The organism is Lactobacillus sp. wkB10, assembly GCF_000760615.1.
Lineage (GTDB): Bacteria > Bacillota > Bacilli > Lactobacillales > Lactobacillaceae > Lactobacillus > Lactobacillus huangpiensis.
In genome coordinates this window covers 45,192-61,024 of record NZ_JRJB01000014.1, presented here as the reverse complement: position 1 = coordinate 61,024, position 15,833 = coordinate 45,192, and the positions used below count along the sequence as shown (strand labels likewise).

Annotated in this window: 14 protein-coding genes and 1 riboswitch; of the genes, 11 read left to right on the top strand and 3 right to left on the bottom strand. The window is 34.2% G+C overall.

Annotation, left to right across the window (positions count from 1 at the left end):
• The first annotated feature begins 205 nt into the window (after window positions 1-205).
• Genes LACWKB10_RS09185 through LACWKB10_RS09165 form a run of 5 tightly spaced genes read left to right on the top strand, consistent with a single transcriptional unit; the run spans window position 206 to window position 4,177 of the window.
• Window positions 206-691: a PTS sugar transporter subunit IIB gene (locus LACWKB10_RS09185; protein WP_034981519.1), complete on the top strand. Its 486-nt coding sequence runs from the start codon at window positions 206-208 to the stop codon at window positions 689-691.
• 28 nt (window positions 692-719) lie between these two features.
• Entirely contained in the window at window positions 720-1,481 is a 762-nt protein-coding gene (locus tag LACWKB10_RS09180) for a PTS sugar transporter subunit IIC (RefSeq protein ID WP_034981518.1), read from the top strand.
• On the top strand, window positions 1,471-2,304 hold the full coding sequence (locus LACWKB10_RS09175) for a PTS system mannose/fructose/sorbose family transporter subunit IID (protein WP_081945388.1): 834 nt from the start codon (window positions 1,471-1,473) through the stop codon (window positions 2,302-2,304). The genes LACWKB10_RS09180 and LACWKB10_RS09175 overlap by 11 nt, the downstream gene beginning before the upstream one ends.
• 35 nt (window positions 2,305-2,339) lie before the next feature.
• Complete coding sequence (locus LACWKB10_RS09170) at window positions 2,340-3,431, top strand: SIS domain-containing protein (RefSeq protein WP_034981517.1); 1,092 nt, start codon at window positions 2,340-2,342, stop codon at window positions 3,429-3,431.
• Between the two features lie 32 nt (window positions 3,432-3,463).
• Window positions 3,464-4,177: a GntR family transcriptional regulator gene (locus LACWKB10_RS09165; RefSeq protein WP_034981516.1), complete on the top strand. Its 714-nt coding sequence runs from the start codon at window positions 3,464-3,466 to the stop codon at window positions 4,175-4,177.
• 117 nt (window positions 4,178-4,294) lie between these two features.
• Here LACWKB10_RS09165 and LACWKB10_RS09160 read toward each other — a convergent pair whose 3' ends face one another.
• A complete protein-coding gene (locus tag LACWKB10_RS09160; protein WP_034981514.1) occupies window positions 4,295-5,710 on the bottom strand; it encodes a C69 family dipeptidase in 1,416 nt (471 codons plus the stop codon).
• A gap of 203 nt (window positions 5,711-5,913) precedes the next feature.
• On the opposite strand from LACWKB10_RS09160, the gene LACWKB10_RS09155 reads away from it, so the two are divergent.
• Window positions 5,914-6,084: a helix-turn-helix transcriptional regulator gene (locus tag LACWKB10_RS09155; RefSeq protein ID WP_255358056.1), complete on the top strand. Its 171-nt coding sequence runs from the start codon at window positions 5,914-5,916 to the stop codon at window positions 6,082-6,084.
• 559 nt (window positions 6,085-6,643) lie between these two features.
• A complete protein-coding gene (locus tag LACWKB10_RS09150; RefSeq protein WP_152560591.1) occupies window positions 6,644-7,528 on the top strand; it encodes a phosphotransferase in 885 nt (294 codons plus the stop codon).
• A gap of 73 nt (window positions 7,529-7,601) precedes the next feature.
• On the opposite strand, the gene LACWKB10_RS09145 is transcribed toward LACWKB10_RS09150, so the two are convergent.
• Together LACWKB10_RS09145 and LACWKB10_RS09140 are read right to left on the bottom strand one after the other, a co-directional pair.
• On the bottom strand, window positions 7,602-8,915 hold the full coding sequence (locus LACWKB10_RS09145) for a nucleobase:cation symporter-2 family protein (protein WP_034981512.1): 1,314 nt from the start codon (window positions 8,913-8,915) through the stop codon (window positions 7,602-7,604).
• Window positions 8,915-9,493: a xanthine phosphoribosyltransferase gene (locus LACWKB10_RS09140; RefSeq protein WP_034981511.1), complete on the bottom strand. Its 579-nt coding sequence runs from the start codon at window positions 9,491-9,493 to the stop codon at window positions 8,915-8,917. The genes LACWKB10_RS09145 and LACWKB10_RS09140 overlap by 1 nt, the downstream gene beginning before the upstream one ends.
• 80 nt (window positions 9,494-9,573) lie before the next feature.
• Window positions 9,574-9,671, bottom strand: a riboswitch (purine riboswitch).
• A gap of 190 nt (window positions 9,672-9,861) precedes the next feature.
• Here LACWKB10_RS09140 and guaA point away from each other — a divergent pair.
• From guaA to LACWKB10_RS09120, 4 genes are all read left to right on the top strand, one after another.
• Entirely contained in the window at window positions 9,862-11,412 is a 1,551-nt protein-coding gene (gene guaA, locus LACWKB10_RS09135; RefSeq protein WP_081945389.1) for a glutamine-hydrolyzing GMP synthase, read from the top strand.
• Window positions 11,413-11,568: 156 nt separating this feature from the next.
• Entirely contained in the window at window positions 11,569-12,651 is a 1,083-nt protein-coding gene (locus LACWKB10_RS09130; RefSeq protein WP_081945387.1) for a hypothetical protein, read from the top strand.
• Between the two features lie 291 nt (window positions 12,652-12,942).
• Window positions 12,943-13,653 carry an acetolactate decarboxylase gene (gene budA / locus LACWKB10_RS09125; RefSeq protein ID WP_034981508.1) on the top strand — a complete coding sequence of 237 codons (711 nt, stop codon included), beginning with the start codon at window positions 12,943-12,945 and terminating at the stop codon, window positions 13,651-13,653.
• A gap of 78 nt (window positions 13,654-13,731) precedes the next feature.
• A complete protein-coding gene (locus LACWKB10_RS09120) occupies window positions 13,732-15,741 on the top strand; it encodes an AAA family ATPase (RefSeq protein WP_034981507.1) in 2,010 nt (669 codons plus the stop codon).
• Window positions 15,742-15,833 lie beyond the last annotated feature (92 nt).

Below are 15,833 nucleotides of genomic sequence, written 5' to 3'. Positions count from 1 at the left end.
CTAAAATACACGACCCCGATCAAATATCGAAATCGTGCATTGAGTCTTGCGTAATATTAAAATGTCTAACTTTTTAGTTGCACTTCAAATCTAGAGGGTTTTTATTGCTTAAAATTAAATAGTTATTAATAAAACATTGTAAAAACATTTAAAATATGTATAATATGTTTTAAAAGGTATTATTTAAAGACAGGAGGAATTTGTTTTGATTGTAGCAATGCATATGGATGATCGGCTTGTTCATGGCCAAGTTGTCATGACTTGGATTCCAAGAGTACAAGCAAATGTAGTTTTAGTAGCCAACGATGCCGTTTTTAACGATAAAATTCGTCGCAGTACTATGAAGTTGGCTGTGCCAACGAGTACTAAAATTGGCTTTAGAACAATTGAAGGAGCTATTGAATTTTTAAATAATCCGCAAAATAGTTCTTATCGCGTGATGGTTTTAACTAATAATCCCTTCGATGCTGAAAAAATTTGTAAGCAAGTAAGTGGGGTTGAAAAGATTACTATTGGTGGAATTAGAAAAAATGCACCAATGATCCGCGACAATTTGAATTTAACGTTAGAGGATATCGATTCATTTAAGAGAATTATGGCTAAGGGAATAAAGGTAGGCATGCAACCTACCCCTAACCATAAATTTGAAGATTTGTCAGATACTTTTAAAAATATTACTGATAAAAAATAGTTATGTATGAAAAGAAAGAGGGTAGACTATGATTCAATCATTCTTGGTTGCGTTAATTGCAGGAATTGGCCATATTGATGAAAGACTTTTCGGTATGACCATGATGGAAAGACCACTTGTAATTTGTACGCTGGTAGGGCTAGTTTATGGAGATGTTAAAACAGGTTTAATTTTGGGAGCTCAAATTGAACTTCTTTCAATGGGTGTTGTAGGAATTGGAGCCAATGCCGCACCGCCTGATGTAATTTTGGGTGGAGCACTCAGTACTGCACTAGTATTGCAATCACATACTGATCCGAAACTTGCACTTGCTCTGGTTATGCCAATTGCTGCATTTGCAATGGCAACAAAGTACATCACCTACGTGCCTTTAAACCAAATATTAAGTCAAAAGTCATTAGAAGCTGCTGGCAGAGGCGATACTAAGACGATGGAAAGAAATCAATGGCTGGGTTTATTTAACTATTTCATTTTCCCATTCTTGATCGCTTTGGTAGCTATGCTTTTAGGCGCCCCGGTTTTCAAATCTTTGGTGAAATTTATTCCAGACTGGCTTACCGGTGGATTTGCCTTAGCAGCAGGTATTTTACCAGCATTGGGTTTTGCATTGCTTATGCAACTGACTTTTACTAAAAAATTTGCTCCATACCTATTTTTAGGTTTCATCTTAGTAGCATTCTTTAAACTTACTAACATTGGAGTCGCAATGGTTGGTGCAGTAATTGCAGCATTAATATTATTATCTAACAGCAGTGGAGTCGAAGGGAAGACAGAAGACAATGAAATCTAAAGAAGAAATGTTTAAAGGAAAAAAGCTAACCAGAAAAGATTTAATGTCAGTATTTTGGCGTGCCTTTTTGTTACCGGCTTGTTATAGTATGGACCGAATGCAGGCTCCTGGGTTCGCATATTCAATTATTCCTGTGTTAAAAAAGCTCTATCCTGATAAAAAAGATTTGAGTAAAGCATTGACCAGAGAGTCCGAAGTGTACAATACTACTTATGCTATGTCTCCTTTTATACTAGGAATTACAGCTTCAATGGAAGAAGAGGCGGCCACTAATTCCAACTTTTTCATCTCAACTATTAACAATATCAAAGTTGCCTTGATGGGGCCAATGGCAGGAATTGGAGACACATTTTTCTGGGGGACATTTAGAGTTATCGCTGCTGGTGTCGGCACTACTTTAGCTTTAAAAGGAAATATCTTAGGACCAATCTTATTTTTGATTTTGTACAATATTCCTCATTTTTTGACCAGATATTATGGCCTCTTTCTTGGCTATGATCTGGGAACTAAAGCAATTGATTCTTTATCTAGTGGCAGTGGTTTCCAAAAGGCGACTAATGCTGCTTCCGTCATGGGACTGACAGTAATTGGCGGTATGATAGCTTCAATGGTTAATATCAAGTTTGCTTATGTCTTTAAGTCAGGTAAAACAGTTTTAAATCTACAAAGTATTGTTGATCAAATATGTCCAGATTTATTGCCATTAGCAGTTACATTTTTCATATACTGGTTACTGCAAAAAAAGCATGTAAAAACATCTTGGATTATGATCGGTTGTTTTGCCTTTGGAATAATTTTCAAATATTTCGGAATTTTTAAGTAAAACTTGCTATTAAAGAGAGAAAGGGATAATTAATAATGAAAACTTGGTCAATGATTGATTATATTGCTGAAACAGAAGATACACTTAAAAAAATGATTGCCAATAGGGAGCAATTGTATAGCAATTTTGCACAAACTTTTGCAGATAATACGAATAAATACCAAAATATTTATTTGGTTGGCTCAGGCACATCTTTCAATTCTTGCATTACAGCACAGCCTTTTATGGAAAAAATCTTGAAAAAGCATATAATAACGGTTAATTCGTATAATTTTGCTCATTATGAACAGTTGGCAACAAGTGCTGATCTAGTCATAGCTATTACCCAAGAAGGAGAGAGCACTAACACAATTGCAGCTTTAGAGAGAGCAAACAGCCTGAATTGTGATAATTTTGTGATTACTGAAGATCGGGATAATTCTTGTTCACAAGTAGCGCAAAACAAGATTGTTTTGGCCTGCGGCTTTGAGCACGTTGGCCCTAAAACAAAAGGTTATAGTGCATCAATTCTTACCTTTTATTTAATTGCACTTGAAGCGGCTAAAAAGGCGGGCCAATTGACCGTTAAAGAATATGACGAATATATTGATCGTCTGGAAAAAACGGTCAATAACTTAAATGAAATCATCAAAGAAAGTGAGAATTGGTTTGAAGAAAACTCAGCTGATTTGAAAAACTGCCATTACGGCTACTTATTGGGTTATGGTAATAATAAAGGCACAATTATGGAAGGTGCATTAAAATCTCTGGAAACCGTTAGAGATTATTTCCAACCTTTTGAAGTAGAAGAATTTTTACACGGTCCTATTGCTTCAATGCATGAAGAAACATATACTATTATTGTTGCACCAGTAAATTATGGCTATGAAAGAGCTAATAAGCTTTTTAAAGCCCTGAATGAACAAACTGATCATGCATATTCTATTGGTTCACAAGAGGGAATATCTTCTAAACACGTATTAAAAGGATCATTTTTAAACGATGCAGATTTCTGTCCGTTAGAATATTGTATACCATTACAATTATTTGCTTATCTACTTTATACTAGTCAAGGTAAGGACCTTAATGTTAGGAATTATCCAGATACAAAAGATGTTTTAATAACTAAAGCAAATAACGTTAAGTAATTTTAATTGAAGTGAAGTTGGTTTTCAAAAGAATGAAAGCAAAAAATACTTTGTATTATCAAGTAATGTTAAAACTAAAGCAAAAAATACAGGATGGTGAATATCCGGTCGATTCCAAGCTTCCTACCGAAAGCGAATTACAAGATGAATTTGGGGTTAGTCGTGTAACTTTAAGAAAGGCAATTAATCAATTGACAACAGAAGGACTAATCGAAAAAATTCAAGGTAATGGCAGCTATGTCAGGAAACCTGGAAAAGTAAAAAAGCTTCTGCGACTTAATTCTGTGGAAGGTTTCTCATACACGGCTAAAAAGAACGGTTTTTTACCTTCATCCAAGATAATCAATTTTGCCCAAATTATTCCGTCACGCAGAATTCAAAATATTTTTCGCTTAAATTCATCAACTTGTTTGAATATTAAAAGGGTTCTGTTTCTTGATGAGCAACCAGTAATTGTTGATGATAGTTATATTTTGGCTCCATTCTATGAATTTTTGCAAAAAAGTGACATTGAAGTATCTTTATATAAAGCATTAAAAAAGAATCCACTTATTAAAAAATTAAGTCCTCAAGAAACATTAGTCAGTGCAACTGAAGCTGATAAAGAATTATCTGATTTGTTGGCTAAGCCGTTTGGCTGTTCATTATTAAATATTGACAATGTACTTAAAAATCAGGATGGCAAGATGGTTCAGTGTAGTGAAGAATTTGTGGATCCTGATGTTTATCAAATAAGAATTAGGTAACGACAATTCTATAAAAATTTGTATTTCTTTTGCGAAAATAAGCAATATAAAAGGCTCAACAGCGTTAATTAACGTAATTGAGCCTTTTTAAGTCTTCTTTAGAGATTGAATATTAGATTAGTCTAACAAGTCAAACTTAAGTGTTGCCAGGTTATGGCCTTCAGTGACCATGTTACCCAGCAGTTCAATAGTATTGTTATATACTTGGTCAGCCATCTTTTGATTGGCTGCAGTTAATAGGTCTTCAGCTTTTTTGCCTGACAGACCTGCAACTTTTTTATCAGTTTCGTGTTGAATGAAGTGACACTGTGCTAATGATTTTTGTTCAAAGTCATTTTCAAGTTCACCGTAGACTTTAAAATTAGTGTCACCCAATTGTGCTGTTAATTTGTTTAACCAGAAAATCTTGTTCAAATCAAATTTAGGACCAGTTTGGAAGCTGGCTGGCGTGTCGTTGACATTCGTATAGAATGGCACAAAGCTGTTAAAGGTATTTGGACCAAAGCAAAGCCATTGCACACCTGCAATCTCTTCGGGGACATCATTTCTAACTTGCAAAATATGGGTTTCGAAGTTGCGGTTAAGTGCAATTGGACGGTAGGTTTTCTTTTGCTCAGGGGTACCCTGATCACCATATGGATCAAATGGGGTATCTTGATAGTGTGAACTTTCAACAAAACATATATCTTCAATACTAATCTTGCGGTTTGCGTGGCAAATAAAAGGTTGATCCTGATCAGTTGGCTTGCCGCCGAATTCTGGATCAAAGTAATTGTGAACAAACCAAGCACGAGGATTGTTGTAGTGGGCATCCTTAATAGTTGAACTACCAAAGATATGACGCATGTTGTAACCTTCACGGTCAGGATTTAAATGGTATTCCTTGATTAAGTCTTCTAAGGTATCATCTGCCAAGAAACCATCTTTACCAAAGTGGAATTCATCAATGTTTAAACGGTTAGGAGCAACAACGTAGGCGTCATCAGGAATACGGCGTGCAATCCAGTGGTGACCACCAATAGTTTCTAGGTACCAAACTTCATCGTGGTCGGCAAAAGCCATACCGTTCATTTCATAAGTACCATATTTTTCCAGTAAATAACCAATACGCTTAACGCCATCAAGGGCGCTGTGAATATAAGGCAACGTTAAAGTAACAAAGTCTTCTTCACCAAGACCCCCTTTTGCAAGAAGGGGATCAATGCCTTGTATACGTGCATTTGTGGTAATAGTTTCAGTAGCAGTCATTGCTACGTTTTCTGAGTTAATTCCCGCTGCACCCCAGATGCCGCTTTCACCGGAGACATCAGGTGCACTAGTATAACGTAAAGGCTTTTCTGCTAAGTCCTCATCATCAATCTTTTGGTGGCTAATAACACTTTCATAATGCTTGGGTTGTTTTTCCGGTGTAATAAGTTCAAAACCTTCAGGAATTATTTCACGACCACCGTCTTCACTTCTGGCAATCATAGCTGAGCCGTCAATGGTGGCATTTTTACCGACAAGAATAGTCGTACATTCTGCTTTTTTCATCTTATCTGTCCTTTCAAAATTACTTAATCTATATTGTATTAAAAAAAACGGGTTGTTTGCAAAAAAATGAGTAAACTTAAGCCTAAATTATTATTACTTTTTCGATTTAAAGATTTTAACTAAAATATATTTTTGGTGTTGGCTTAAAATGTAAAAGATGTTTTACTAAAAATGTCCAATATGTTTGACAGGAGAGTGAACTAGTGAAAAATAGAATTGCTCAATTGCGTAAAAAGCAGAGATACTCACAGGCTCAATTAGCCGGAGCTGCCCATGTTACTCGGCAAACGATCAACGCCATTGAAAATGATAAGTATGACCCATCTTTAGGACTCTCTTTTCGCTTGGCTCAAATATTAGGGGATAACAGTTGACAAGTTATTCTTATATGAGGGTGAAAAAAATGATTAAAACAAAGAAAAACATTGTTTATGGTGCATTTTTAAAAACATTTGTGATTACTTCGATAGTTTTATTTGGGATTTCCTAAAATCTCCCTTTCTTTTTAAGACTGACTATCATACTATTACTATTGTTATGCAATGTCTTAGAAAGTGTGAGCGAAAAAAGCTAGATCTTAACTACAGACGCATATGAGATTGGAAGAGCGATAGTTATTCCGCCAATATGTCACATAATGATGAACGTGAATGGAAATTAATGCTGTGAACAAACTATATTAGTGGTATAGTAACTTTATTTTGCTCCGTTGGTTTACTTCTTATTTTAATAGTTATTGAAAAGTTACCATCACAATCAATCGTGATACCTATTTCAGTTTCTGCTATGGGCATTATTGTGATTAGCAGGCTAATCATTATAAGTCAATGGGCTTTTGCCTTTGCTTACTGCTACCATGATTGGCAAGAAAATCGAGTGAACCAATTTGAATTAAGAATTATAGAAAGCCTAAAGACTAAAAGAGATATACATATGGAAACTAAAGAAATTTTACAAGAAAAATTAAAGGCGAACTTAACCCAAATAACGCATCAGTCATTAAACAGCACCTTTTTTGGTTATAGTGAAATTTATAAACAAGTGATTTTTATTAAAGTTTTTTCTCAAGAAGGTAAATTCTTAACCGAAAAAGCTGTTAATGAGCAACTAAATACTCGTGTATTAGGCTCTTTTGTTATCAAACAGACTCAACAATTTGTTTTGGTCATGAAAGATTTGGCGCCAATTGATATTAAAGAAGGAATCACTCCTGATATGGCATTTGACATGGGAATAGAATTGTCACAGTTTCATCAAAAAGTGAAACCTTTTTCTGGCATATACCTAAATAACCAACTTTTCGAGAAAGCGAAATTTGACATTAGTAGTTTGCAGAATGAAGAAATAAAAAGCAGACTGCTGCAGGCGTTAATTTTATTTACAGAGCAAAAAGCGGATATTGAAGAAGACCTAAAGGCTCATGCCACTACTGTTTTACATGGGGATGTAGGCTTACGTAATTATAAAATTGTTGAGGGTCAACTGAGTTTAATTGATTTTGAACGCGCTCGCATGGGGGTAAATTATCAGGACTTCATTAAACTCTTTTACCAAGATTTTAGGTTAAATCAAAAACTAATTGCTTCCTTTATAAATGGGTATAGAAAATGTGGTGAAGAAGTAGTAGTTACTCCTTTGACGCAATCCTTTCTCATTTTTATAACTGCGATTGGAATTATGAAATATACTGAAAAAATTGCTGACAAGTCATTTAAGCAAATTGGTGAACAAATGCTGGCAACTTGTTTTTCATTTTTAGGCGTCAAAAAGAAAAATAGCGACAAGACTAACATGAGTGCTCTGATATTTACAAATTAAAAAAGTATCTTCCTATTAAGAAGATACTTTTTTGGTGCAAACAAAATTGTCTCAAGGGTAAAAACAATTTTATTTACATGATATTTGCAGTTTGAGTTTTTGGTTTTGCCTTCCTATCACCCCCTTTAAGTAAGAAATTCAGGATAGTAGCTGACAAGCTGGTAATTACGATCCCATTACTTAGAAATAATTGGACAGTAGCCGGTAGGTTTTTGAAAAATTGAGGATAAATAGTAACACCAAGTCCAAGTCCAATTGAGATGGCAATAATTAAGACATTGTTATTGTCACTGAGATCAACTTTGGCCAGTGTTTTGATACCTTGAACAGCAATCATGGTAAACATGACCAGCATGGCACCACCTAAAACTGGGGTAGGAATAATTGTTACCATGGCACCAATTTTAGGCAACAATCCCATAGCCATGAGTAATCCGCCAGCCCAATAAATTGGGCGCTTCGTTTTAATACCGGATAATTGCAGAAGACCAACATTTTGAGAGAAAGTAGTGTAAGGAAAAGCATTGAATAAACCGCCAAAAATTTGGGCGATGCCTTCTGCACGATAGCCTTTTTTCAAGTCTTCTTCGGTCACATCATGGTGCAAAAGATCACCAATTGCAAAGAATACTCCAGTAGACTCAACCATTGATACTAAAGCAATAATGATCATTGTCAGGCTGGAAGACCATTCAAATTTCGGTACTCCAAAATAGAACAGTTGAGGTAAGTGAAACCAAGATGCTTCTACTACAGGAGTGAATGAGACTAGTCCCATACAGGCTGCAATTACTGTTCCAGCAACTAAGCCGATTAAAACTGAGATTGACCTGATGAATCCTTTAGTCCAAATTTCCAGTGCCAAGATAATGAACATGGTGCAAAAAGCCAGAAGGAGATTTTGACCACTGCCAAAACTTTTAGCAGCAGAATTGCCACCACCCATATTTTGAATTGCCACTGGAACAAGTGTTAAACCAATAGTGGTAATTAAAGTCCCTGTTACGACAGGTGGAAAGAATTTTTTAATTTTAGCAAAAACGCCTGAGATTAAAACTACAAAAATGCCGGCAACAATGATGGCACCATACATGTCGTTGATTGAGAATTTTTGACCAATCATTTGCAATGGGGCAACTGCTTGAATGGCGCAGCCCAAAATGACTGGAAAACCAATGCCGAAGTACTTATTGCGCATTAATTGCAAAAGTGTCGCAAAGCCGCACATGAAAATGTCAATTGAAACTAGATAGGTCATTTGTGCAGGAGAAAATTTTAGTGCATTACCAATTAGAAGGGGTACAGCGACTGCCCCGGAATACATTGCTAATAAGTGCTGTAAACCTAAAACCGCTGCTTTTTGCTGGCTAACTTCTTTTTCTGCCATTATTTTTCCCCCACAAAATGTACTTGATTATTGGCCAAACTATCGATTTCTGCCAATGCTTCAAGGTGATACCCGTGATTTTTAATCCACTCGCTGCCGCCTTGAAATGTTTTAGCAACTACGATACCGACACCGGCAATCTGAGCACCAGCTTGGTTAGCAATATTAATCATGCCTTTAACAGCTTCTCCATTTGCTAGAAAATCATCGATAATTAGCAGGCAATCATCTTGATCCAAAAATTTTTGTTCAACACAAATCTGGTTGGTGACTTTTTTAGTATAAGAATAAACATCTGCCCAATATACCGCGTCATTGAGTGTTGCAGGTTTTTTCTTGCGGGCAAACACCAGAGGCACATGCAATTCGTAGGCTGTCATTACTCCGGGAGCGATTCCAGAAGCTTCACAAGTCAAAACTTTTGTGATGCCACTGTCTTTAAATAAATGGCTAAATTCTTCTCCCACTTTCTTCATTAGTTCGGGATCTACCTGATGATTTAAAAACGAGTTGATTTTTAAAACGTTACCGGGTAAAACTTCTCCATCACTACGAATCCGGTCTTCTAATAATTTCACTTTTTCCTCCTTCATCACAAAAAGGGCTTTTTCTACCAAAACTATGGTAAAAAAAGCCCTTTAAAGCAGCAAATAGCCACACAAAATGCCAAATTATCCATAGTTCAGAATTTACGGTTCTGAGTAGAAACTGCCGACCTCATTACGGCAATATATAGATATTTATTTTCCTGTTGCAAGCATTGTAACAGAGTCGCATAATATGTGCAAGACCAATTTTAAAAGTGAATCTCGAATTATTTATATGATTACTTTTAAAAATATTCGTGAACTAATAGTGCTACGCTAAAAAATTGTTGACCACTGAACTATTTCTTAGTAAAGTTGATATTGTATTAAATAAGGTTAGTAAAGGAGCTTGGATGTCGGTGAAAAAGAATATTAGTGATTTTGATGAGATTATTGTGCTCGATTTTGGCAGTCAATATAATCAATTAATTACACGGCGGTTGCGGGATTTTGGTATTTATTCTGAACTTTTGCCCCATGATATTAGTATGGACCAAATAAGGCAGATTAAACCCAAGGGCATTATTTTTTCGGGAGGTCCTAACAGTATTTATGACCAAAATGCTTTGAAAGTTGACCCTGAAATTTTTAAGTTGGGCATACCCATTCTTGGCATTTGTTACGGGATGCAACTAATGGCTTCTTATTTAAACGGCAAGGTCGAAAAAGCTGATAATTCTGAATACGGTCGTGCCGACATCGAAGTTGAAGATACTAACTCCGTTTTATTTGCCGGTTTGCCCAAAGATGAATACGTCTGGATGAGTCACGGTGATTTGGTCACTGGTGCGCCTGCTGGTTTTGAAACGGTTGCTTCAAGTAAAAATTGCCCGATTGCTGCTATTGCTAACGATCAAGCTAAAATGTATGGTATTCAATTCCACGCTGAAGTGCGCAATACGCAGTATGGTCTTGATATTTTACGTAATTTTGCCTTTAAAGTCTGCGGCGCTAAGGCCGATTGGTCAATGTCCGATTTTATTGACTTGCAAATTGCTGAGATTAGAAAAACTGTGGGGGATAAGAAAGTAATTCTGGGACTATCAGGTGGGGTAGACTCCAGCGTTACCGCCACCCTTTTGCACAAAGCGATTGGCAACCAGCTGACGGCTATTTTTGTGGACCATGGCATGTTGCGCAAAAATGAAGGCGATGAAGTAATGGCTGCCTTGAATCGGGATTTAGGCGTTAACATTATTCGGGTAAATGCCCAAGACCGCTTTTTAAATAAACTGAAAGGTGTCACCGATCCAGAGCAAAAACGGAAAATCATTGGCAAAGAGTTTATTGAGGTGTTTGCGGACGAAGCAAAGAAAATTAAGGATGTGGACTTTTTAGCACAAGGCACCCTGTACACCGATGTGATTGAAAGCGGCACGAATACTGCCCAGACAATCAAGTCGCACCATAACGTTGGTGGGTTACCTAAGGATTTACACTTTAAGTTAATTGAACCTTTGCGTAAGTTATTTAAGGATGAAGTGCGTGAACTGGGTGAAAAATTAGGCATTCCGCATGATTTGGTTTGGCGTCAGCCTTTCCCAGGACCTGGTCTTGGCATTCGCGTTATTGGCAAAGTAACTGAGGATAAACTCAAACTGGTGCGTGACAGTGATGCAATTTTGAGGGATGAAATTAAAAAAGCCGGTTTACAGGAAAAAGTTTGGCAATACTTTACCGTTTTACCCGGAATCAAATCCGTGGGCGTGATGGGTGACGGTCGCACTTACGACTATACTATTGGTATTCGTGCAGTTACATCAATTGATGGGATGACCGCTGATTTTGCCCGCTTGCCATGGGATGTTTTGCAAAAAATTTCAACGCGTATTGTTGATGAAGTGCCAAACATTAACCGCGTAGTCTACGATGTCACCAGTAAGCCACCGTCAACGATTGAGTGGGAGTAAGAATGTAATATTGTATAAAACTGGAATACAAATATAACAAACTTTAATCAGTTTAAAACCTATGTAAAGACTTATTTAGTTTATATAAAAGTATCCCTTAAAATGTAGCTCTTAGAGAAAACTAGGAGCTTTTATTATTTTTATTAGGAAATTTTTATGAAAAAAAGACAACAATTACCAAATTTATGTAAAGGAATTAAAAGTTTAATTGGTCACATAAAAAATGATAATGAAAGATTTCATGATTTGAGCTTTCAAGATCATACCAATATTTTCTATAATGAAATATTTAATGAAAATGGAATAGTAACTATTACACACGACAATCATAAAGAATTTCTAAAGCTGGTAGATAAAATTAAAATAGTTTTCGATGCTGAGAATATAGAATATGATACTGAACAGATAGAAGAAAGGTTAAGTAAATTTATATTACAGACTATTGAAGAATTTTTATCATGTGAAACAGAAAGAATAGAATCTTTTATTGAAAAATTAAAAGTACCAGAATATAAGGAATATTTTTTTAGGTTATATAATTTTGATTATAAACATCAAACTAAATTTGGAAAACACATTAGAATTATAAAAGGAAGAGAAATTAAGGATCAAATACCTAATAGATTAAATCATAAAGTTGAGCCAAATACCCGGAATAGAAATATTATTCAAAACGAGGATGTTTTATTAGGAATTTCAGTTATAGCACCTGAAAAGGGATATCAAGGGTATTATAAGGCTTTAGATAGAGCCGTTAGAGTGAACAATCTATTTAACTTTTTGAATAGTTTTCATCATAAACCTAGTAAGGTTTTAGAATTAAATAAATATATCATTCAAGAAAACAATTTATACCAGTTTAAATATGAAAATGGACACTTTAAAGTTAGGCAAACCCCTGGAGTGTTAGATAGTAAATTTTCTTGGTCTATTTTGAAGAAAAGACATCCTGATAATAGACCAAATTCTGGATTATATTTTGATAATGGATGGCTAAATAAAATACCCAGTATAATAGAAAATGATGAAAAATTATCTGCATTACAAAAGCAATGTGTGCGAGCAATTGACTGGATTGGAGATGGAATTGTTAATTCGAATCAAACTAAACAGTTTTTACAAATTATAATCTCGCTTGAAACGGTAATTGAACAAGATCCTAATAAATTAAAAAGTAGGTTAAAAAAAGATGGAATATGGAATGATAATTTATTTGTATCAATTAGTTACAATTATTAATTTAGTTTGTTATCCAGAAACTAGGAACAGACAATTAAAACAAAAGGATAAAAAAATAAAAGAAGCATATGAAATTAGGTCAAGAATCACACATAATGGTGAACAACTTTCAGAGAATGAAGAATCGTTAATTAAATACTGGTATGATATAACTTATAAAATAATTACTGAAATAATGTTCTATGGGCGATGGTCTAATGTCTATGATTTATGGAAAGCAGCAAACCTATAACAAAAAAATTCTGAGTTTCCAAGTAATATAACAAGTAATTGAAAAAAGGAGTAGCAAACATGACGAAAAACACATTATTTCAACACGGGACTATGCAAATGCTAGTTGAAGGTTTATTGGAAGGCACTTTATCCCTGCGAGAATTGTTAAAACATGGCAATATTGGTATCGGAACTGGTGATGGCGTTGATGGTGAATTAGTTATGTTAGACGGTGTCGGTTACAAAATAGATGCTAGTGGTCCGGCAGTGAAACTGCCAGATGACTTTAAAGTAACATATGCTGACGTTAGTTTTGCGGATTATCACAAATTCAAAAGCTACCAAAATATCGAATTGGCGGAAATGCTAAAAAATGTTTTGACCAAAAATAACGCCCAAAATCAATTTTTCGCAATATTGACTAAAGGTGTTTTCCAAAAAATTCGTACAAGGTCTTCTAAAAAATCTCATAAGCCTTATCCGTCTCTGGGGAAAATAGCTGAAAATCAAGTAGAGTTTGAAGCTGAAAATATTTCAGGCACAATGATTACTTATTACACCCCAACTGTTTTTCAAGGTGTTGGAGTTTCAGGATTTCATAATCACTTTTTGGCTGACGATTTAAGCTTTGGCGGTCATGTTTTGGCAGCTACAATGAAAGATGTAACAGTCAGCGTTCAGCCACTAGAAAACTTGGAATTGCATTTGCCAGTTGATAATCAGGAATTTTTAAATGCCAATTTAAGTGACACCAGCAAGTTGGACAATGTTATTTCGAAGTCGGAATAATGTTCTTCAATGTGTTATATGCTTTCTTTTTTAGGTGAAAAGATAATAATGTTATAACGTTATTTAGAAGGATTCTTTATGGAAGATTACGAAAAAATTATATTAAACAATATAGAAACTCTAATCAATATTTGTAGTAAATTAATAGATTTTTTTGAAGGGAATAATTCAAATTTTGAAAGTCCGGGATTGCTTTTTGCTAATGATGTGGATAATAAAAACATAGAAGATTATAAAAGTAAAACTTATAGTATAAAAGATAGCCTTTTAATAGTTGCAAAAAAGCTTAAAATTGTTTTTTGCTCTCTTAGTAGTTCTGAAGTATCTAAACAATTCAGAAACCTTTTATCTAAATATTCAGAATATATTAAATCTAATACTGATAATCTGAGCGCAAAATTGAGTCAAACGATTAGGAATGGTGATAACCGGAGAATAGTTGAAAATTTAACTCAAACCACTAAAATAATAGTTAGTGAAGGAAGACGCGTCATTTTAATGTCTTATATGGCAAAAGTTCATAGTAATATTATCATAGTAGGAAAAAATGGAAGTGGAAAAACCACTTTAGTAAATAGTTTGTTTAGTCCATTTCTTGATAATATTACAGTTATTCCAGCTCAGAAGGTCTTACATTTTGATATAAGATTGCTTGGTCAAAATTATAATATAGAAAAATATCAAAAAAATGATTTAAAACCAGTTAATAATGATTTTAAAGATGAAACAAAATACATTAATGATATAGCGTCACCTTTTACGGCAATGATTTCTGCCTTAGCAAATGATGACATATATATTGGACAATTAGACCGTCAAAAAGCTGACGAAAACAAAAGTAAAATTAAGAGAACAGAATCAAAGCTAGATAAAGTAAAAGAAGTTTGGAAAGAAATAATTCCTGAAATAACTTTAAAAATTTCAGGAACTCAAAATACTCATTTATTAGCTATAAAGAAAGAAAATAATGAATACTCAGAATATTCTATAAATAGTATGAGTGATGGAGAAAAATGTATTTTATTTTATATTGGAAATATTATTTTAGCAAAAAAAGAAAGTTATATAGTTGTTGATGAACCTGAAACATTTCTTAATCCAGCATCCTATAATAAGCTATGGGATAAGCTAATTGAAGAAAGACCAGATTGTCAATTTATATTTACTTCTCATAATCCAGATTTTATAACAGCAAGGGAAAATACGACTTTAATTTGGTGTAAGAAATTTACCTTAGGAAATAAGCATATAGTAGCTGAACCGGAATTGGAAATTTTAAATGATACAAAAAAACTGTCCAATGAAATTCCAATTGAATTAATTACTGAACTAGTGGGAAGTCGCAAACGGATATTATTTTGTGAGGGAACGAAAGAGAGCTATGATTATCGAATATATTCAAAGGTTTATAAAGAATATACAGTAAAACCTGTAGGAGGACATGATAAGGTTATTCAATATACAAAAACTTTTAATGAATTACCCCAATGGATTGAAAATTCAGCAGTAGGTATCATTGATAACGATGGAATGTCAATGACAGAAGAAAAAAGGCTGAAAAAAGACAAAATATTCTGCCTTCCATATAATGAAATAGAGATGTTACTTTTCGATGAAAGACTAATTTTTTGGGTTCTAAAAGACATAAAATTTCCTGACGATAATCAAAATCAAGAAATTAATAACGAAATTGATGAATTTAAGAGTGAGTTTATCTCCACCATTCAGAATAGAAAAGAACAAGTTATATATGATATTGTAAAAACACGTATTGATTATAAATTAAGAACAGAATTTATAGATTCAAATCAGTATGACACTATCAAAAAGTTAGAAACTTGTATATCCGAAATCCCAGAGAAGTTGGATGTTATTTCTCTTGATAAAAATGTTTCTGAAAGAGTAATAAAAGCAATAAGAGAAAAAAATTATTCTGAACTACTTAAAGTTTGTACTTTAAAAAATGAAGTGTCTAAAGGAATTGCTAATAAAGTTTTTTGCTGTAATTATGTTATGCATGCGATAGCAAGAATAAGTGTAAATAAGGAAATAAAAGATTATCTTCGTAAAAGGATTAATTTACGATAATAAATTATTTATAACCAGCGATTATATTTTGCCTGCTAATTTGACACCCTTGCTCATTCATTTTATTATTAGATAAATTTAATAAAATTGAT